We start from the raw sequence: 19,474 nt of genomic DNA on the forward strand, positions 1-19,474 counted from the left end.
CGACCATGGGCTTCCATCCCAAGATGGTCACGGCCGATGCCACCGACCACGTACCCGGCTCGTACGACCGGATCGTGTGCACGGTGGCGCTATGGGCGCGGGCCGTCCGCCGAGTGGATCGACCCGCCGGAAGTTCACCAGAGCGGCCCGCAAAAGCTCTGGGCAGTCCTGGAACGCATCCGCAACCGACTCAACGCCGAAGGGGCGTTGCCGTTGCTCGGTGCGAGCGTCCGTATGACGCCCGATGGTGTGTGCCACCTGTCCCGTGGGCAGTGGCACACGTCGATGGGCGCCCAGTGACTCCACCGTGCCGAACGGCATGTCCCACTGATCCGCCGCAGCGGGTCACGCCCGGTCCAGCCGCAGCCGCTCCGCTCTCGGCAGGCCGGCCACGACCAGGTCGTACGAGTCCTCGATCAGGTCTTTCACCAGGCGGTCGGGAAGATCACCGTCCACGGTCACGGTGTTCCAGTGGCGCTTGTTCATGTGGTAGCCGGGGATGATCAGGCCCTCGTGGTCGGTGCGGAGGCGGATCGCGTCCTCCGGGTTGCACTTGAGGTTGATCGTCAACGGGCGGGCGCCCAGGCGGCTCAGGCCGAACATCTTGCCCAGCACCTTGAAGACCGAGGCGTCCGGGCCGAAGGGGAAGTCCTCCTCGGCCGCGTTGAAGGAGAGGCAGAAGGCGCGGAGCCGGTCAGGGGTCACTCGGGCTCGTCCTCGGGGTCGTCGGGCGCCGGCACCGGCTCCACCAGCACCGTCACGATCTTGTTCCGGCGTCCGGCGGCGGCCTCGGCGGTCAGGGCCAGCCTGCGGCCGTCGGGGAGTTCCACCTGGGCGGAGGCGCCCGCGATGGGCACCCGGCCGAGCGCCTTGGCGAGCAGTCCGCCGACGGTCTCCACGTCCTCGTCGTCGTACTCGTCCAGGCCGTACAGCTCGCCGAGGTCGGTGATGTCGAGGCGGGCGGTGACCCGGTGGCGGTCGTCGCCGAGGTCGGTGACGGGCGGGAGCTCACGGTCGTACTCGTCGGTGATCTCGCCGACGATCTCCTCGAGGATGTCCTCGATGGTGACGATCCCGGCCGTGCCGCCGTACTCGTCGATGACGACGGCGACGTGGTTGCGTTCCTTCTGCATCTCGCGCAGCAGGTCGCCGGCGTTCTTGGTGTCGGGCACGAAGAACGCGGGCCGCATGGCGGTGGAGACCAGGTCGGACTCGGCGTCCCGGCTGATGTGCGTCTTGCGGACCAGGTCCTTGAGATACACGATGCCGACTATGTCGTCCTCGCTCTCCCCGGTGACGGGGATGCGCGAGAATCCCGAGCGCAGGGCGAGGGTGAGGGCCTGGCGGATGGTCTTGTACCGCTCGATGACCACCAGGTCCGTGCGCGGGACCATGACCTCGCGGACGAGGGTGTCGCCGAGCTCGAAGACCGAGTGCACCATCCGGCGCTCGTCGTCCTCGATCAGCGACTCCTTCTCGGCGAGGTCGACCAGGGCGCGCAGTTCGGCCTCGGAGGCGAACGGGCCGCGCCGGAAGCCCTTGCCGGGGGTGAGGGCGTTGCCGATGAGGATCAGCAGGTACGGGATCGGGCCCATGATCCTGGCCAGCGGCAGCAGGATGTACGCGGCGGCCGTCGCCGTGTTCAGCGGGTGCTGGCGGCCGATGGTGCGCGGGGAGACACCGACGGCGACGTACGACACGAGCACCATCACGCCGATCGCGGCGAGCAGCGCCTCCCAGGTGGCCGGGATCGCCTGGAGGCAGGCATAGGTGACCAGGGCCGCGGCGGCCATCTCGCAGGCGACGCGGACCAGCAGCGCCACATTGAGGTAGCGGGTGGGATCGGCGGCGATCTGGGCGAGCTTGGCGCTGCCGCGCCGCCCGGACTTCACGGCCTCCTCGGCGCGGAAGCTGGAGACGCGGGCGATACCGGCCTCGGCGCAAGCGGCCAGCCACGCCACGACGACCAGCGCGATCGCTCCGGCGACGATCTGCGGACTCATATGAGGACGACCACCCGGCTAGGAGACCGTCGGCGCCGGCGAGGGGCCGGTCAGGCCCTTCTCCCCCCGCCAGCCGTCCACGATGGCCGCCTGCAGACCGAACATCTCGGCCTTCTCGTCGGGCTCCTCGTGGTCGTAGCCGAGCAGGTGCAGCACTCCATGGACGGTGAGCAGCTGGAGCTCCTCGTCCATGGAGTGCTGGGTGTCGGCCTCGGCCCCCTGCTTGGCGGCGACCTCCGGGCAGAGCACGATGTCGCCGAGCAGCCCCTGCGGCGGCTCGTCCTCGTCCTTCGACGGCGGCCGCAGCTCGTCCATCGGGAAGGACATGACATCGGTCGGCCCGGGCAGGTCCATCCACTGGATGTGCAGCTGCTCCATGGCGTCGGCGTCCACGACGATCACCGAGAGCTCGGAGAGCGGGTGGATGCGCATCCGTGCGAGGGCGTAGCGGGCGATGTCGAGGATCGCCTGCTCGTCGACCTCGGTTCCGGACTCGTTGTTGACGTCGATCGACATGGCGCTGTGCTTGTCTACTTCCCCTTGTGCCCGGACTTCGAGCGGCCGCCCTGGTGCGTGCCGTTCTCCGTGCCGTGCTCGCTGTCGTACTGCTCGTACGCGTCGACGATACGGCCCACCAGCTTGTGCCGTACGACATCGTGGGACGAGAGCCGGGAGAAGTGCACGTCCTCCACGCCCTCCAGGATGTCCTGCACCTGGCGCAGACCGGACTTCGTCCCGTTGGGCAGGTCGACCTGGGTGATGTCACCCGTGATCACGATCTTCGACTCGAAGCCGAGCCGGGTGAGGAACATCTTCATCTGCTCGGGCGAGGTGTTCTGGGCCTCGTCGAGAATGATGAAGGCGTCGTTGAGCGTACGGCCACGCATGTACGCCAGCGGCGCCACCTCGATCGTCCCGGCCGCCATCAGCCGCGGGATCGAGTCCGGGTCGAGCATGTCGTGCAGCGCGTCGTACAGCGGCCGCAGGTAGGGGTCGATCTTCTCGTAGAGCGTGCCCGGCAGGAAGCCGAGCCGCTCGCCCGCCTCGACCGCCGGCCGGGTCAGGATGATGCGGTTGACCTGCTTGGACTGCAGGGCCTGCACCGCCTTGGCCATGGCCAGGTAGGTCTTGCCGGTACCGGCGGGTCCGATGCCGAACACGATGGTGTGCTTGTCGATCGCGTCGACGTACCGCTTCTGGTTGAGGGTCTTGGGGCGGATGGTGCGGCCGCGCGAGGACAGGATGTTCTGTGTCAGAACCTGGGCCGGGGTCTCCTCCGGGCCCTCCCCGTTCTCGCTCGCCCGCAGCATGGCGATCGAGCGTTCCACTGCGTCCTCCGTCATCGGCTGCCCGGTGCGGAGCACCAGCATCATCTCGTCGAACATGCGCTGGATGAGGGCGACCTCACGGGCATCGCCGACCGCGCTGATCTCATTGCCCCGGACATGGATGTCGGCCGCCGGGAAGGCCTTCTCGATCACGCGCAGCAGGGAGTCGCCGGATCCCAGCACGGTGACCATCGGGTGCTGGGCGGGAACCTCGATCTGGGCTCGGGCCTGCTGCTGCGCGGGAGTGTGAGCTGTGGGTGTCTGAGTCATGGGCCGGCGCTTAAGGCCTGCGGTTCCTCCTCTTCAGGGCCGCGTAGCTGAGGGCGGCCTCGCGATACCAAGAGTACGACGCGGGACTGACAGCGCCGTAGGCCTTTTCACAGCGAAAGGCGCCCCCGGTGCGGCCGTGAGCCCTGCATGCGCTCCGGCAGGCCTGGGCAGAATCCGGGCCGTCACTGCCATGCGTGGTCGGGGGGCCGCGTCCGCTCCGCGCCACCTGTCCGTCCAGAAAGCAGGTAGCCGTGCTGCTGCGTCTGCCCACGTCGGTGTCCGAGGCCCGGGAATGTCTGGCCGAGGGGGCGATACCCGTCGGCGGTGCGACCCTCGTATGGGCCGCCTGGCAGCGGGACGGCTTCCCGGAACAGGCGGTGTCCCTGCGGAAGGTGCCGGAGGCGACGGTGATCGGGGAGGGCGTGCTGGGGGGTGCGGTGCTTCTGCACCAGGTGGACGACCGGGTTCCGGAGGTGCTGCGGAAGGCGGCGAAGGGGGTCGGCACGGGGGCGGTGCGCCGGACGGCGACGGTGGGCGGGAACATCGCCGGGTCGAGTCTGCGGGATCTGCTGCCGGCGGCGCTCGTGCTGGACGCGAGGGCGCAGGTGCTCACGGCGGACGGGGTGGACGAAGTGGACCTGTCCGAGCTGGCGGCCAAGGCGCCGGTGCTGCTGGCGCTGCGCTGGCGGGAGCCGGTGAAGGGGGCGTACACGAAGGTGGCGGATCCGGCCGGCGGCGAGGTGCCGACGATTGTCGCCGCCGCGGTGGACACGGAGGGTGGACTGAGGGTCGCGGTACGGGAGGGATACCTGGTGAGCAGTGGTCTCGCGGAGGCCGGGGCCGGGGTGGAGGAGCTGCTTGCGGGGGCGTTGTCGGGGGTGTCGGCGGCGGGGCGGGAGCTGGTGCGGGAGCAGGTTGCGGGGGTGCTCGGGGGTAGGTGACGGCCGGTTGTGCGGGTGCGGCCGAGCGGGGCTGGTCGCGCGGTTCCCCGCGCCCCTGACGGGCACCGTGGTCGCGTCAGCTGCGCAGCTGCGGGCAGTCGTGCCGCTGGGGCGATGGGGGTCCCCCCGCTCGAGCGAAGCCGAGAGTGAGGAAGGGTGGGCGCAGCGGCACCGGGCCGGCGCCGTAAGCGAAACCCCCGCCCCAGCCCCCACGCACCGGCACCCGCACCCGCACCCTTGATCGTCACGCCGTCCGGCCGAAGCCGATCGTCGGTACTGCCCTCCGCAGGGGCCACGGCCTCACCTGGTCCTCCTCCGGCACCAGCCCCTCCAGAAACGCGTACCGTCGCAGCGCCGCCGGGTCCTGGCCCTCCACCGACTGGACCTTCCGCCACCACGCCCCGATCTCCGACCAGCCGGGCGCGGACAGGGAGCCGCCGAATTCCTGGACGGAGAGCGCTGCCGTGAGGCCCGCGAAGGCGAGGCGGTCGGCCAGCGGCCAGTCCGCAAGGGTGCCGGTGACGAACCCGGCGACGAAGACATCGCCCGCGCCGGTCGGGTCGAGGGCCTCCACGGCGATCGCCGGGACCTCCGCGGACTCGCCGGTCCGCCCGTCGACCGCGTAGGCCCCCTCCGCCCCGAGGGTGACGACGGCGAGCGGAACGCACTCGGCGAGGGCATGGGCCGCGGCCCGCGGGCAGTCGGCGCCGGTGTACCGCCGCGCCTCCTCCGCGTTCGGCAGGAACGCCTCGCAGTGTTCGAGATCGGCGAGCCCCGCCAGGTCCCACGCGCCGGTTTCGTCCCAGCCCACGTCGGCGAAGATCCGGGTGCCCTCGGCGGCGGCCTTGGCGATCCAGGGGTTGCGTTTGCCGGGCGTGAGGGAGGCGACGGCGGCACGCGCGTGCGCCGGGTGCCCGGGGGCGTTCTGCTGCCGGAACAGGGTGTCGGCGGGCGGCTCGTGGCCGTGCGAGACCATGGTCCGCTCGCCTTCGTACGCCATGGACACGGTGACCGGCGAGTGCCAGCCGCGTACGGTCCGCGACGGGGAGAGGTCGATGCCCTCGCCCTGTTCGAGGGCGTCCCAGCAGTACTCGCCGTAGTGGTCGTCGCCGAAGGCCGCCGCGAGGGAGGTCTTCAGGCCGAGCCGGGCGAGGGCGGTGGCCATGTTGGCGATGCCGCCGGGGCTGGATCCCATGCCCCGGGCCCAGGACTCGGTGCCGCGGACGGGGGCGGAGTGCAGGCCGGTGAAGATGATGTCGAGGAAGACGGTGCCGGTGAGGTAGACGTCCCAGGGCGGATCGTCCGGCGTGCGCAGGCCGGCCAGCGGGTCGACCTGCGCCGCGCAGTGCGGTGTTGTTGCTCCCCTGTCGTCGTCGAGGTACTCGGGTTCCTCTCCGGCGAACGCGTTGGACGCGGTCACGGTGCGCTCCCTGGACGTGGTGCGGATCCGGCCAGTCTGCACCATGTCGTGACAGCGGCGGCGGCTCTCGCCGTACGACCGCCTGAACGAGCGTCGCTACCAGCGCGGCACGGCTGGTGTCGTCCACCCCGGCTCGGCCACCCGCATCGCGGCCGCGTCGTCGCGGTCGCGGAGCGTTCCGTCGTCGTCCAGCCACCGCTGGTGCAGCGTCCGCAGTCGGTCCCGGTCGAGTTCGACGCCCAGGCCCGGCGCGTCGGTGACGGTGACCCGGCCGTCCTCGAAGACGAGCCGTTCGGTGAGGACGTCCTCGGACTGCCAGGGGTAGTGGGAGTCGCAGGCGTGGTGGAGGTTCGGGACGGTCGCGGCCACCTGGGTCATCGCGGCCAGGCTGATCCCGAGATGGGTGTTGGAGTGCATGGAGACGCCGACGCCGAAGGTGCGGCAGACGGCGGCCAGTTGCTGGGTGTTGCGCAGCCCGCCCCAGTAGTGGTGGTCGGAGAGGACGACCTGGACGGCACCGCGGTTGAACGCCTCCGGGATCTCGCCGAAGGTCGTCACGCACATGTTGGTCGCGAGCGGCACGTCGGTGGCCGCCGCGACCTCGGCCATGGCCGGTGTGCCGAGCGCCGGGTCCTCCAAATATTCGAGGACGTCCCCGAGTTCCTTCGCGACCTTCAGGGAGGTCTCGACGGACCAGGCGCCGTTGGGGTCGAGGCGCAGCGGATGTCCGGGGAACGCCTCCGCCAGCGCCCGTACGGCCGCGATCTCCTCCGCGGGCGGGAAGACCCCGCCCTTGAGCTTGAAGGAGGTGAAGCCGTACCGCTCCGTGAAGCGGCGGGCCTGCGCGACGACCCCGGCCGGGTCGAGCGCGGCCCCCCAGCCGTCCGGCTCCGCCGGCACGCCCTCCGGGTGCGCGGCCCACTTGTAGAACAGGTACGCGCTGTACTCGACCAAGTCGCGCACCTTCCCGCCGAGCAGGGCGTGCACGGGCAGCCCGAGCGCCTTGCCGAGGGCGTCCAGGCAGGCGACCTCGAAGCCGGAGACCACGGACAGCCGCAGCTTGTCGGCGGTCTGGACACCGCGCAGGCCGCCCACGTCGACCTGCCCGGAGACCCGGGCCGCGTCCACGGCGACCTCGTCGGCCACGGTGAACAGCCCGTTCAGATCACTGGCCGGCCGGCCCCGCAGCTTCTCGGCGAACGGCCGGGCCAGCTCCAGGTACTTGGTGTCGCCGTAGGTCTCGCCGATCCCGACCACCCCGTCGGCGGTCACCACCTCCACGATCAGCCGGGGCGTGTACGGCTGGTGGACACCCTGCGTGTTCAGCAGCGGCGGGTCGGCGACCAGGATCGGCGTGAGGCGGACGTCCGTGATCGTGAGGTTCACAGGGAGGCTCCTACGAGGTCGAGTCCGGCGGTCAGCAGGGCCCTGAGGTCGGCGAGATCGGCGGCCGAGGGGTCGGTGAGCGGGGCGCGGACCGGGCCGACGGGGCGGCCGCGCAGCCGGGCCGCCGCCTTGACGAGGGACACGGCGTATCCGGGGACGCGGTCACGGAGTTCGACGAACGGCACATAGAAGTCGCGCAGCAGCTTGTCGACCGTGCCGTGGTCGCCGGCGCCCAGCGCATCGAAGAAGGCGTCGGCGATCTCGGGGGCGAAGGCGTGCACGGCGGAGGAGTAGGCGGGGACGCCGACGGTGGCGTAGGCGCGGGCCTGGATCTCGGCGGTGGCGGCGCCGTTGAAGAAGAGGAAGCCCTCCGGGGCGGCGAGGGTGAGCCGCTGGAGCCGGTCGAGGTCGCTGTGCCCGTCCTTGAGCCCGATGACGCCGGGGATTCGGGCGATCCGCGTCAGCGAGTCGGCCGTGTAGGCGACCTGCCCGCGCTGGTAGGCGATGAGCGGACGGGACGTCCGGGCCGCGATCTGCTCCAGCTGGGCGACCAGTCCGTTCTGCGGGGCGGCGACGAGGTAGTGCGGCAGCACGAGCAGGGCGTCGGCCCCGGCCTCCTCGGCGACACGGGCGAACCGCACGGCCTGCGCCCAGCCGTACCCCACCCCGGCGACGACAGGCACCCGCCCACCCGCCTCCTCGACTGCGACGGCCACGACCTGTCGGTACTCGTCCTCGTCCAGCGAGAAGAACTCCCCTGTCCCGCAGGCCGGGAAGAGGGCACCGGGCCGGGCGGCCAGCTGCTCGCCGACGTACTCCCGGAATCCGTCCACGTCCAGGGACCCGTCGGCGTGAAAGGCGGTGAGCGGGAACGACAGCACCCCGCCCGTCATTCCGTCCCGCAGCCTCCGCACCACGCCCTCCGGCTGTCCGGTCACCGAATTCATCTCCCCATGTAGACATCATCCACGTATAAAAACAAAGACTAGATATGCGAACACCCTCCGTCAACGGCGCACACCGCCTCGCCCCCTTACGATCTGCACATGTCCGAGACAGCAGGCGTCCGTGAGGTGAAGTCCGCGGCGCGCACGGTGGAGCTGCTGGAGCTGCTCGCGGCCCGCGGCGACCGCCCGGCCCGCCTCCAGGAACTGGCGGACGAACTCGGCGTCCCGCGCAGCTCGATGTACGCCCTGCTCCGGACGCTGATCGCAAGGGGCTGGGTGCGCACCGACACGACCGGCTCCCTCTACGGCGTCGGCATCCGCACCCTGCTGACCGGCACGAACTACCTGGACTCAGACCCGCGCGTCCGCCTGGTGCGCCCCTACCTGGACGAGGCGTCGCAGGCGCTGGGCGAGACGATCCATCTGGGCCGCCTGGACGGCCGGAACGTGGCGTACCTGGCTACGCGGGAGTCACACGAATACCTGCGCACCCTCAGCAGGGTGGGCCGACGGCTGCCGGCCCATGCGGGCGCACTGGGCAAGGCACTCCTCGCGGAACGCCCCGCCGAAGACCTTCCCGAGGGCCCGTACGATCCCCTGACCCCCAATTCCCACACCACCCGCGAGTCCCTCACCGCCGACCTCGCCGAGATCCGCGGCCGCGGCTACTCGATCGACCGCGAGGAGGGCGTCGTGGGCATCATCGGCTTCGGCTTCGCCCTGCGCTACGACAGCCCGGCCCAGGACGCGATCAGCTGCTCGGTGCCGGTGGCACGTCTGACGGCGGAGCACGAGGACCGGATCGTCACGGTGATGCACGACATCCGAACCCGCATCGAATCAGCGCCGACGGGCGGCACGGTCAACTGGCGCTGACCGGGCTCGTCTTCTTCCAGAGGCGGGCGCCTGTCGACATGCGGCTCGGCAGTCGGCCCGAGGGACGCGAGGAACAGCGCGACAAGGCCCCACTCACCCGCGCTCGCCACCGCATCTGACCCCCACGGCGCGCGGCGCTTTTACCCCTCCCCTCGCCCCCAAAACCCAACATGACCCACATCACACCCCCCGCTCTTCTTCCGCCCTCCCCCACTTGATACAAGTTCCCCGCGCGTTCCTGTCCGTCGACGGCCTGCGCCCAACGCCCTTCTTCCGTCGCTTCTTTCGCACGCCCTGGGAACGCCCGTGTTCGCCCGCACCACCCCCTGGCCCCTCGTCGCCCTTTTCACGGCCGGGTATCTCGCCCCGTACCTGCTCCCGACCACCGTCGGCAGGCTCGAATCGGGGCTCCCCGTCTCCGCCACCCAGGCAGGCGCCATCGGCAGTGTCCTGCTGCTGAGTTCCGCGGCTGCCGGCTTCCTGCTGGCGTCGCGCGTGGACCTCATCGGCCCCCGCACCCTCGCCCGCGCCGGCCTCCTCCTGGCCGTCCTCGGCTACGGCGGCGCCGCCCTCACCACCCACGTCCCGGCGGTCGTGGCCGGCGCGGCCGTCGGCGGCTTCGGCTCCGGCACGGTCACCGCCGTCGCCGCCACCGGCATCGCCGGGATGGGGGTCCCCTCGCGCGAGGGTGTTCGAGCGTGGGGGGACCCGCACCGCACCACCACCCTCGGCCTGCTCGGCGTCTCCGCCCTCGCGGGTGCCGTCTATCTGACGGTCCCGCACCTCGGCCCCGGCCATGCGCAGCCCCTCGCCGCGATCGCGCTCACCGCGCTGGCGGTGTGGCCGCTCACCGCCCGGCTGTCCCCCCGTACCACCCCGGCCCTCCCCCGCACCGCGACCGGCTCCCGGCTCCCGCACCTCCGCCCGGGGCTGCTGCTGGCCGCCGCGATGCCGTGCTGGTCGGCCGCGCAGAACTCGCTGTGGGGCGTGAGCGGCCGGATCGGCCTGACGCAGGCGCATCTCGGCGAGGTGACGGTCGGCGTGGTTTTCGCGGTGGCGCTCGGCGCCGGTCTGCTGGGCGTGGTCGGGGCGGGCGCGCTCGGTCCACGGCTCGGGCAGGCCCTGCCGATCGGTCTCGGCACCGTACTGATCGCAGGCTGTATCGCTCTCAGCGCGTCCGCCACGGACCTGACGACGTTCGCGTCCGGCGAGATCGCCTGGAACCTGCTCTACCCGGTCGTCCTGTCGTACGTCATCGGCCTGGCCGCCTCGCTGGACCCGCGGGGCCGCTGGGCGGTGCTGGTCGGCTCGGCGTCGTCGCTGGGGACGGCCGTCGGCCCGATGACCGGCAGCCTGCTGGCTGCCCGGGCCGGTTTCCCGGCGATGGGGACGGTCCTGGCGGTGGGCCTGCTGGCGGTCGCGGTGCCGCTGACGGCGGTGGCGCTGCGGCGCAGGCCCACCACCGTCACCACGACCCACCCGGCGCTCACCGAGGAGACGGTGCAACTGGACGTCGCCGCCTGAAGCCTGCCCTAGCCGAACTCGTAGGCGTCCACCTCGGCGAGGTACCGGGCCCGCAGTTCCTCGTCGTCCTCCAGGAAGGACGCGAGGAAGGAGTTGCGGGCCAGCTCCCGCAGCCGCTCCTCGGACAGGCCCAGGGTGTCGGCGACCGCGCGGAAGTTGTCGTCGGCGTAACCGCCGAAGTAGGCGGGGTCGTCGGAGTTGACCGTGCACAGCAGGCCCGCGTCGAGCATCGCCGGCAGCGGGTGCTCGGCGAGCACGTCGACCGCCCGGAGCCGCACGTTCGACAGCGGGCACAGCGTCAGCGGGATCCGCTCCCGCACCAGACGGGCGACCAGGTCCGCGTCCTCCATGCAGCGCAGCCCGTGGTCGACGCGCTCCACGCCGAGCACGTCCAGCGCCTCGGTGATGTAGGCGGGCGGCCCCTCCTCACCGGCGTGTGCCACGCGCCGCAGCCCGAGGTCGGCGGCGGCCTCGTACACCTCGCGGAACTTGGCCGGCGGATGCCCGACCTCGGCCGAGTCCAGCCCGATCCCGGTGATCCGGTCGAGGTGGGGCCGCGCGGCCTCCAGCGTCTCCAGCGCCGAGTCGGCGGACTCGTCCCGCAGGAAGCACATGATCAGCCGGGTGGAGATCCCGTGGTCCTCGGCGCTGCTGCCAAGTGCCCGCCACAGCCCCTCGACGACCGTGCGCATGGGCACGCCCCGGGCGATGTGCGCCTGCGGGTCGAAGAAGATCTCGGCGTGCCGTACGCCCTGCGCCGCGGCCCGGGCCAGGTAGGCGTCGGCGAGGTCCTCGAAGTCCTGCTCGGTGCGCAGGACGGTCATGAGCTCGTAGTACAGGTTCAGGAAGGACTGGAGGTCCTTGAACCGGTAGGCCTCGCGGAGGGCGTCGGTGTCCGCGTACGGCAGCTCGACGCGGTTACGTGCGGCGAGCCGGAACGCCAGCTCCGGTTCCAGGGTGCCTTCGATGTGGAGGTGCAGTTCAGCTTTGGGGAGGGGCATCAAAGCATGGTACGGCCGTTTCACCTGCGCTTCGGAACCGGCACCCGGAGCAGATCACGGGCCACGGTCAGCTCTCCCTCGTATCCGGCGTCCCGCGCCTGCCGCTCGAAGTCGTCGGGTTCGGAGTAGCGCTGGCTGAAGTGGGTGAGCACGAGGTGCCGTACTCCCGCGTCCCGCGCGACGGCCGCCGCCTGTCCGGCGGTCAGGTGCCCGTGCTCCTTTGCGAGTCCGGCGTCCTCGTCGAGGAACGTGGACTCGATGACGAGCATGTCGCAGCCCTCGGCGAGCGCGTGCACGCCGTCGCACAGGCGGGTGTCCATCACGAACGCGAACCGCTGCCCGCGTCGCACCTCGCTGACCTGGTCGAGGATGACGTCCCCGAGGACGCCGTCGCGCTGGAGGCGGCCGACGTCCGGGCCCTCGATGCCGTGCGCGGCGAGCCGTTCGGGCAGCATGCGGCGGCCGTCGGGCTCGACGAGCCGGTAGCCGTAGGACTCGACCGGGTGGGACAGCTTCCTGGCCTGAAGCGTGTACGACGGGGTGACGGCGAGGTCGCCGTCCGCGTCCACCGGGGCCTCGGTGATGCCGACGGTCTCGCGGTAGGCGGTGGCGTACCGGAGCCGGTCGAAGAAGCGCCGGCCGGACTTCGGGTAGTGCGCGGTGACGGGGTGCGGGACCTTGTCGAGGTTGATGCGCTGGATGACCCCGGCGAGACCGAGGCAGTGGTCGCCGTGGAAGTGGGTGACGCAGATCCGGTTGAGGTCGTGCGCGGCGACGCCGGCCCGCAGCATCTGCCGCTGGGTGCCCTCGCCGGGGTCGAAGAGGAGGCCCTCGCCGTCCCAGCGCAGCAGATAGCCGTTGTGGTTGCGGTGCCGGGTGGGAACCTGGCTGGCGGTGCCGAGGACCACCAGTTCACGGACGGACATGGCGACCTATCCGGGCGGCCACTGCAGGCCGCGGCCGCCGATGATGTGCGCGTGGGTGTGCCAGACGGTCTGGCCGGCGCCGCTGCCGGTGTTGAAGACGATGCGGTAGCTGTCCAGCTTGTCCTCGTCGGCGACGGCCTGTGCCTCGCGCAGTAGGTCGGCGGCGATGGTGGGTTCGCCTTCGGCCAGCTCCGCCGCGTCCTTGTAGTGGACCTTGGGGATCACCAGGACGTGGGTGGGCGCCTGGGGGTTTATGTCCCGGAAGGCGACGGTTGTGTCGGTCTCCCGGACGATCGTCGCGGGGACGTGGCCTGCGACGATCTTGCAGAACAGGCAGTCCTCCCGGGGCTCCCCGGCCATGGTGTCTCCTCAGCGGTGATCGGTGTCGCAGGCATCGTATCGCCGCCGGGTGCGGGTCCCCCGTCGGCCGGGCCCCCTCCTCACATCGGCAGCGTCGGCAAGGTCGGTGGGGTCTTCGCCGGAGCCGTCTCCAGAGCCTCCAGCGCTGTCCGCACCGCCTCGTCCAGCTGGGGGTCCCGTCCCGCGCCCCAGTCCTGCGGTGTCTGCACGACCTCCACGTCGGGGTCCACGCCGTGGTTCTCCACCCCCCAGCCGTAGCCCTCCAGCCAGAACGCGTACTTCGGCTGGGTGACCAGCGTGCCGTCGACCAGGCGGTAGCGGCTGTCGATGCCGATCACACCGCCCCAGGTGCGGGTACCGATCACCGGGCCGATCCCCAGCGCCTTGATCGCCGCGTTGACGATGTCCCCGTCCGAGCCGGAGAACTCGTTCGCGACGACGACCACCGGGCCCCGGGGCGCGTCCTGCGGGTAGCTGTGCGGGCGCATACCGCGCGGCAGGTCCCAGCCGACGATCCGCCGGGCCAGTTTCTCCACCACGAGCTGGGAGGTGTGGCCGCCCCGGTTCTCGCGGACGTCCACGACGATGCCCTCGCGGGCCATCTCCACGGTCAGGTCGCGGTGGATCTGGGCCCAGCCCGGTGCCTGCATGTCCGGCACATGGAGATACCCCAGCCGGCCCTCGGACAGCTCGTGCACATGGGCCCGCCGGTCGGCCACCCACGCGTGGTAGCGCAGCGGTTCCTCGTCCGCGACCGGGACGACGACGGGGTGGCGGAGCTCGCCGCCGCCCGCCGGGGACACGGTCAGTTCGACGGCCTTGCCCGCCGTGCCGACGAGCAGGGGGCCGGGTCCGGTCACCGGCTGGACGGGCCGGCCGGCGACGGCCACGATCGCGTCGCCGGGGCGTACCGCGACGCCGGGTGCGGCGAGCGGGGAGCGGGCGCCGGGGTCGGAGGTCTCGGCGGGCAGGATCCGGTCGATACGCCAACTGCCGTCCGGGTGGCGGGAGATGTCGGCGCCGAGGAGGCCCTGGCGGGCGCCGCGGCGGTGGCCGCCGCGCGGGGTGACATAGGCGTGTGAGGTGCCGAGTTCGCCCTGGACCTCCCAGAGCAGGTCGACCAGGTCGTCATGGGTGGCGACGCGGTCGACGAGCGGGCGGTAGCGGTCGAGGACGCCGTTCCAGTCGACGCCGCCGAGGTCCGGCCGCCAGAACTGGTCCCGCATGATGCGGCCGGTCTCGTCGAACATCTGCCGCCACTCGGCGGCCGGGTCGAGGGTCTGCCGTACCCGGGACAGGTCGACGGTGATGTTGGTGTCGCTGTCGTCGTCGCCGGCGGCGCGGCGGTCGCTGGGTACGACCCTGAGCTTGCCGTCGGCCCACAGCAGGACGCGTTTGCCGTCGCCGCTGACCTCGAAGTGGTCGGCGTCGGAGGCGAGGTACTCGATGCGCTGCTGGGCGAGGTCGTAGCGCTCCAGCTCGGTCTTGGGGTCGGGGTCCTCGGGGTGGGCGCGGGAGGCGCCGAGCACGCCGCGCACCGGGTGGCGCAGCCACAGCACGCCGTCCTTGGCGGCGCGCAAGGTGGAGTAGCGGCCGGCCTCGACGGGGAAGGGCACGATCCGGTCGGCGAGGCCGTCCAGGTCGACTCGGGTGGCGGGGGTGCCCTCGGCGTCCGGGGTCTCGTCCTTGTCGGGGGTCTCGAAGGGACGGCCGTGCCGCTGCGGGCCGAACGGCGAGGGGGTGGTCGCGGCCAGGGTGATCAGGTGCGGGCGGTCGCCGACCACGAAGGCCAGGTCGAAGACGTGCTCGTCGTAGACCGGGTCGAAGGAGCGGGTGGAGAGGAAGGCGAGGTGCTTGCCGTCTCGGGTGAAGACGGGGTCGTAGTCGCGGAACCGCAGCGGGGTCGCCTCGGTGACGGTGAGGTCGGTGGTGTGGGCGATACGGAGCTGGGCGAGCCCGCCGGCTCCGGGGTGGGACCAGGCGAGCCAGCCGGAGTCGGGCGAGAACGCCAGCCCGGAGACGTCGCCGTCCTCGCTGCGGTCGACCTCGCGCACTTCTCCCGTCTCGCGTTCGACGAGGAGGAGGCGTCCGTCGTGCGCGGCGACCGCGACCCGGCCGCCGTCGGGGGCGACGGCGAGGTCCAGGACCCGGCCGAGCTGCCCGGCGGCGAGCCGGCGCGGGGTGGAGCCGGGCACGGGGCCGGTGGCGGGGGCGAACTCCAGGGCGTCGTCGCCCTCGGCGTCCGTCACCCACACCACCCACTCCTCCGCGTCCGCGCGGAAGGTGACGGGCAGCCGGCCACGCACCCCGGGCTGGGCGGCGAGGGCGCGGGCGGGGCCCGACCGGTGGGTCACCCAGTGCACGCCGCCGCGCACCAGGACGGCGCTGCCGCGCGCGGTGTGGTCGGGCGAGGCGGAGCTGAACCAGCGGGCCGCGTCGACCGGGCGCGGCTGCCGGTCCACCCGGGCCCCGCCGAGGCGGATGTCCAGCCGGCGCGGCTCGGCCCCCTCCAGGTCGTCAAGGAGCCAGAGTTCACCCGCCGAGGCATAGACGACCCGGGTACCGTCACCGGCCAGGTGCCGGGCGTAGAAGCCGTCGAGCGGGGTGTGCCGGCGCAGATCGGAGCCGTCGGCGAGGGAGGAGTAGACCGCGCCCGTCCCCTCGTGGTCGGAGAGGAAAGCGATCCGGTCCCCGGCCCACACGGGGTATTCGAGGTTCCCGTCCAGCTCCGCGTGCAGCCGTACGAACTCCCCGGCGCCTTCCCCGTCGTGGACGTCCCTGTCGATCCACAGCTTCCCCGCCGTACCGCCCCGGTACCGCTTCCACCAGGCCGCCTCTCTGCCCATCGGCGCGGACAGCAGCACCGTGCTCGGCCCGAAGGCGACATGGCCGACCGGGCCGTACGGCAGGACGGCGGACGGTCCGCCGTCGAGCGGGACGGTACGGGCCCAGCTGCGCCGGAGGCTGGCCTGGCCGTAGGTGCTGATCGCGAGGACCTGCCCGTCGGCGGTCCAGCCGCGCACCTGGGTGCGGGAACTCCCCCAGTACGTCAGGCGGGTCGAGGTGCCGCCGTCGACGGGGGCGATGTGGATCTCCGGGGCGCCGTCCCGGGTTGAGGTCCAGGCGACCGTGGTCCCGTCGGGCGAGATGCGCGGCAGAGTCACGGGGACGTTGTCGGCGCTGACCCGCCAGGCCCGGCCGCCGTCCAGGGGCGCCAGCCACACGTCGTCCTCGGCGGTGAAGGCGACCAGCTCACCGTGGACATGGGGAAATCGGAGGTAGGACCGCGGTCCTGTCGCTGCACCCTGAGTCACCCGCTCAGCCTATGCATCGCGGCGGGTTCGCGGTGGCCGATTTCGATCACTTTCCCTGTACCGGCCAGCACTTGGGGTCGCCCTGGCACCAGACGGTCTTCGTCACGGTCACGGTGGGGCCCGGCTGCTGCCCGTAGGTGGGCGGCCGGTAGGTGTTGTTGTACGTCGGCCCGGGCGTGGCGTCGCAGTTGCCGAGGCCCTTGACCCGGAACCACTCCTTGCCGCCGACCTCGGCGACGAGGTTCCCGCGCACACAGGCCCCGCTGACGGCCTTGGTGACCCTGCCGGTGACGGTGATGTCCCGGCCGTCCTTGGTCCTGCCCCGGCAGTCCACGGAGACGACGGTGGTCTCGGAGGCCGAGGGCGTCTTCCCGGACTTGGTCGCCGACGAGCCGTAGTTGCCGGTGCAGGTGAGCCAGCTGACGTCGACGTGCTGCCGTTTCAGCTCGGCGGTGGCGGTCTGGTCGGTCGTGTACGCGACGGTCGCGGAGTTCAGGTCGGTCGGCCGGCAGCCCACCACACCGCCCACGGCGACCACCGCGAGCCCCGCCAGGGCCGCCACCCTGGTCACGTGCGGCCGGCGCGTCACGTGCGGCCGGCGCGTCACGTGCGGCCGGCGCCAAATCGGCCTCAATGCCCCCATGGAGGGCAGCCTGCCACCGTCCCGTCCGTGACGGTAGGGGGCATACGGCCACTCACGTGTTCGGAGTTGTCCCCCTGGAGGCCGACGGCCTCCTCAGGTGCGCAGCAGCAGCCACTCCTGGAGTTCCACCAGGTTGCCCTCCGGGTCCTTGAGGTGGGCGACGCGCATGCGTTCCGCCATCTGCGTCGGCCCGTGCACCAGGGCCGCGCCCCGCGCGGCGATCTGCTCGCAGTAGCCGTCCAGGTCGTCGACACGCAGCACCACCAGCGAACGGTGCCCGGTCGCCGTGTCCCCCAGCTCGCCCAGCACCTCGGCCATCATGGCCCGGTCCTGCAGGGCGATCCCCGCGGACCCGGCGTGCGGGCTGAACTTCTCGTACGGCCCCTCGCTCGCCCCCGACTGCGGCTTCAGCCCGAGCACTTCGGCGTAGAAGCGGTAGCAGGCGGCGAAGTCGGAGACCAGGAGCCGGACTTGGGCGAGTTCCACGGCGCGTTCCCCCTGAGGTGTCGTAAGGGTCAGGACCAGCGGCCGCTGAGGCCCAGCAGCAGGGCCGCGGCCGCGGTGCCGGCGGTCGATGTGCGCATCACGGTAGGCCCCAGGGTGTAGGCCCTCGCACCCGCCTCCTCGAAGAGCGCCACCTCGTCCCGGGCGACGCCCCCTTCGGGCCCGACGACCAGTACGATCTCGCCCCCGGCGGGCAACCGGGCCTCGGCGAGCGGCTCACTGCCGTGCTCGAAGTCGGAATGGAGTACGGCGGCCAGGTCGGCTTCGGCGAGAAGTGCGGCGACCTGCTTGGTGGTCGCCGCGTCCGCGACCGTCGGGAAGCGCACCCGGCGGGACTGCTTGCCGGCCTCGCGGGCGGTGGCCCGCCACTTCGCGAGCGACTTCAGGCCCCGGTCGCCCTTCCACTGGGTGATGCATCGGGCGGCCTGCCAGGGCACGATCACGTCGACGCCGACCTCGGTCATGGTCTCCACCGCGACCTCGCCGCGGTCGCCCTTGGGGAGGGCCTGGACGACGGTGATGCGGGGGCTCGGCTCGGGTTCCTCGACGACGCTCTCCAGGTCCGTCACCACCAGCCGGTCCTTGCCCTCGGCGGCCCTGACGACGCCCTCGCTCCAGCGTCCGCGCCCGTCGGTGAGGATGACGTCCTCACCGGGCTGCAGCCGCTTCACGGACACGGCGTGCCGCCCCTCGGGCCCGTCCAGGACGACCTCGCCACCGGAGAAGTCGGGCACCACGAGCGGGTCGAGCACGAACACCGGGGCGGTCATCGCATGTCCCCCCTGTCGCCCGTGTCACCCTGGGCCTTGGTCCGGGTCTGGTTCCGGGTCTGCGCCCTGGTCGACAACGCTGTCGACGCGGTGGCGAGTTCCTCCGCGAGGGTCTCCACCAGCTGTCCGGCGGGCAGCGGGCGGGCCATCCGGTGGCCCTGCCCGGCCCACAGGGCCATGCCCTGCGCGTCCCCGGCCTTGGCGGCGGCCTTGCGCAGCGGGGAAGTGAGGTGGTGGACCTCCGGGTAGGCGGCGGGCGCGTACGGACCGTGCTCGCGCATGAAGCGGTTGACCAGGCCGCGGGCGGGCCGCCCGGAGAACGCCCGGGTCAGCGCGGTCCGGGTGAACAGCGGGTCGGTCAGTGCCTGCTTGTGGATGTCGGCGGCGCCGGACTCGGGGGTGGCCAGGAAGGCGGTGCCCAGCTGGGCGGCGCTCGCCCCCGCGGCGAGCGCGGCGGCGATCTGGCTGCCGCGCATGATGCCGCCCGCGGCGACGACCGGGATGCTCACGGTCTCGCGTATCTGGGCGACCAGCGACAGCAGACCGATCCCTGAGCCGTCGTTCTCCGGCACGTCCCGGTGGGTGCCCTGGTGTCCCCCGGCCTCCACGCCCTGCGCGATCACCGCGTCGGCACCGGCCCGCTCGACGGCGAGGGCCTCCTCGGCGGTGGTGGCGGTGACGAGGGTGCGGGTTCCCGCCCGGCGGAGCGCGTCCAGTGCCTCGCGGCTCGGCACACCAAAGTGGAAGGAGACCACGGCCACCGGGTTGTCGAGGAGTACGGCGAGCTTCGCGTCGTACCCGTCGTCCCGGCCGCTGTCCGGGTCGCCGAGCTCGGTCTCGTACCAGGCGGCCTCACCGGCCAGCTGATGCGCGTAGATCTCCACCGCGCCAGAAGGGGGCGCGGCGTTAGCCGCTCCGGTGGAGCCGGTGCTTGCACCGGGGTATTCCGGCTGGGGCATGAAGAGGTTCACGCCGAAGGGGCGGCCGGTCAGCGACCGCAGCTGCTTGATCTCCTGGTACATCCCGTCGGCGGTCTTGTACCCGGCGGCCAGGAACCCCAGCCCGCCCGCCTCGGACACGGCGGCGGCGAGTTGCGGCACGGAGACCCCGCCCGCCATGGGGGCCTGCACGATCGGAAGTGGGAAGAGATCGGTCAGTGCGGAGGACATGACGGCATGTTGTCACGTCCTCCGAACAAGACCGAATCGGGCCGTCCCTTTGGCACATGCCAGATATTTCCGGGCCGAAGGGGCGGGGCTCC

The 19,474-nt window shown here is 72.1% G+C and carries 18 protein-coding genes; 3 read left to right on the top strand and 15 right to left on the bottom strand.

The features are described 5' to 3' along the window. Positions 1 to 345: 345 nt before the first annotated feature. From ACZ7OO_RS13130 to ACZ7OO_RS13145, 4 genes are read right to left on the bottom strand one after another with little or no spacing between them, the layout of a single operon-like run. Positions 346 to 705, bottom strand: coding sequence for an MmcQ/YjbR family DNA-binding protein (locus ACZ7OO_RS13130; protein ID WP_471504380.1), 360 nt, complete (start codon positions 703 to 705; stop codon positions 346 to 348). Beyond that, positions 702 to 2,003, bottom strand: a complete 1,302-nt coding sequence (locus ACZ7OO_RS13135; RefSeq protein ID WP_471504382.1) for a hemolysin family protein — start codon at positions 2,001 to 2,003, stop codon at positions 702 to 704. The genes ACZ7OO_RS13130 and ACZ7OO_RS13135 overlap by 4 nt, the downstream gene beginning before the upstream one ends. An 18-nt stretch (positions 2,004 to 2,021) precedes the next feature. After that, entirely contained in the window at positions 2,022 to 2,519 is a 498-nt protein-coding gene (gene ybeY, locus ACZ7OO_RS13140; RefSeq protein ID WP_351691360.1) for an rRNA maturation RNase YbeY, read from the bottom strand. Positions 2,520 to 2,533: 14 nt separating this feature from the next. Then, on the bottom strand, positions 2,534 to 3,601 hold the full coding sequence (locus ACZ7OO_RS13145) for a PhoH family protein (RefSeq protein WP_471504383.1): 1,068 nt from the start codon (positions 3,599 to 3,601) through the stop codon (positions 2,534 to 2,536). A gap of 251 nt (positions 3,602 to 3,852) precedes the next feature. On the opposite strand from ACZ7OO_RS13145, the gene ACZ7OO_RS13150 reads away from it, so the two are divergent. Continuing rightward, positions 3,853 to 4,542: an FAD binding domain-containing protein gene (locus tag ACZ7OO_RS13150; protein ID WP_471504385.1), complete on the top strand. Its 690-nt coding sequence runs from the start codon at positions 3,853 to 3,855 to the stop codon at positions 4,540 to 4,542. A 244-nt stretch (positions 4,543 to 4,786) separates the two neighbouring features. On the opposite strand, the gene ACZ7OO_RS13155 is transcribed toward ACZ7OO_RS13150, so the two are convergent. The 3 genes from ACZ7OO_RS13155 to ACZ7OO_RS13165 all read right to left on the bottom strand — a co-directional run bounded on the left by ACZ7OO_RS13155 (position 4,787) and on the right by ACZ7OO_RS13165 (position 8,286). Further along, on the bottom strand, positions 4,787 to 5,962 hold the full coding sequence (locus ACZ7OO_RS13155) for a carbohydrate kinase family protein (protein ID WP_471504386.1): 1,176 nt from the start codon (positions 5,960 to 5,962) through the stop codon (positions 4,787 to 4,789). A 96-nt stretch (positions 5,963 to 6,058) separates the two neighbouring features. Further along, on the bottom strand, positions 6,059 to 7,348 hold the full coding sequence (locus ACZ7OO_RS13160) for a glucarate dehydratase family protein (protein ID WP_471504388.1): 1,290 nt from the start codon (positions 7,346 to 7,348) through the stop codon (positions 6,059 to 6,061). Further along, complete coding sequence (locus ACZ7OO_RS13165; protein ID WP_471504389.1) at positions 7,345 to 8,286, bottom strand: 5-dehydro-4-deoxyglucarate dehydratase; 942 nt, start codon at positions 8,284 to 8,286, stop codon at positions 7,345 to 7,347. Before ACZ7OO_RS13165 ends, ACZ7OO_RS13160 begins: the two co-directional genes overlap by 4 nt. Positions 8,287 to 8,394: 108 nt before the next feature. Between ACZ7OO_RS13165 and ACZ7OO_RS13170 the strand changes: the two genes are divergently transcribed. Together ACZ7OO_RS13170 and ACZ7OO_RS13175 are read left to right on the top strand one after the other, a co-directional pair. After that, positions 8,395 to 9,171, top strand: a complete 777-nt coding sequence (locus ACZ7OO_RS13170; protein ID WP_471504391.1) for an IclR family transcriptional regulator — start codon at positions 8,395 to 8,397, stop codon at positions 9,169 to 9,171. Positions 9,172 to 9,477: 306 nt separating this feature from the next. Next, entirely contained in the window at positions 9,478 to 10,695 is a 1,218-nt protein-coding gene (locus ACZ7OO_RS13175; protein WP_471504392.1) for an MFS transporter, read from the top strand. Positions 10,696 to 10,703: 8 nt separating this feature from the next. On the opposite strand, the gene ACZ7OO_RS13180 is transcribed toward ACZ7OO_RS13175, so the two are convergent. From ACZ7OO_RS13180 to ACZ7OO_RS13215, 8 genes are all read right to left on the bottom strand, one after another. Further along, entirely contained in the window at positions 10,704 to 11,696 is a 993-nt protein-coding gene (locus ACZ7OO_RS13180; protein ID WP_471504393.1) for an adenosine deaminase, read from the bottom strand. 20 nt (positions 11,697 to 11,716) lie between these two features. Continuing rightward, positions 11,717 to 12,622 carry a ribonuclease Z gene (locus tag ACZ7OO_RS13185; RefSeq protein WP_471504395.1) on the bottom strand — a complete coding sequence of 302 codons (906 nt, stop codon included), beginning with the start codon at positions 12,620 to 12,622 and terminating at the stop codon, positions 11,717 to 11,719. Between the two features lie 6 nt (positions 12,623 to 12,628). Beyond that, positions 12,629 to 12,982, bottom strand: a complete 354-nt coding sequence (locus tag ACZ7OO_RS13190; RefSeq protein ID WP_352218852.1) for a histidine triad nucleotide-binding protein — start codon at positions 12,980 to 12,982, stop codon at positions 12,629 to 12,631. 80 nt (positions 12,983 to 13,062) lie between these two features. Further along, positions 13,063 to 16,296 (bottom strand): S41 family peptidase, encoded by a 3,234-nt coding sequence (locus ACZ7OO_RS13195; RefSeq protein ID WP_471504396.1) that lies wholly within the window; start codon positions 16,294 to 16,296, stop codon positions 13,063 to 13,065. A gap of 46 nt (positions 16,297 to 16,342) precedes the next feature. Continuing rightward, positions 16,343 to 16,858, bottom strand: a complete 516-nt coding sequence (locus tag ACZ7OO_RS13200) for a hypothetical protein (RefSeq protein WP_471504918.1) — start codon at positions 16,856 to 16,858, stop codon at positions 16,343 to 16,345. Between the two features lie 174 nt (positions 16,859 to 17,032). Continuing rightward, a complete protein-coding gene (locus tag ACZ7OO_RS13205) occupies positions 17,033 to 17,425 on the bottom strand; it encodes a VOC family protein (RefSeq protein ID WP_471504397.1) in 393 nt (130 codons plus the stop codon). Between the two features lie 29 nt (positions 17,426 to 17,454). Further along, positions 17,455 to 18,213 carry a 16S rRNA (uracil(1498)-N(3))-methyltransferase gene (locus ACZ7OO_RS13210; RefSeq protein WP_471504399.1) on the bottom strand — a complete coding sequence of 253 codons (759 nt, stop codon included), beginning with the start codon at positions 18,211 to 18,213 and terminating at the stop codon, positions 17,455 to 17,457. Then, a complete protein-coding gene (locus ACZ7OO_RS13215) occupies positions 18,210 to 19,382 on the bottom strand; it encodes a nitronate monooxygenase (protein WP_471504400.1) in 1,173 nt (390 codons plus the stop codon). The genes ACZ7OO_RS13210 and ACZ7OO_RS13215 overlap by 4 nt, the downstream gene beginning before the upstream one ends. Positions 19,383 to 19,474 lie beyond the last annotated feature (92 nt).

This window comes from Streptomyces sp. NPDC111744, from assembly GCF_055634995.1.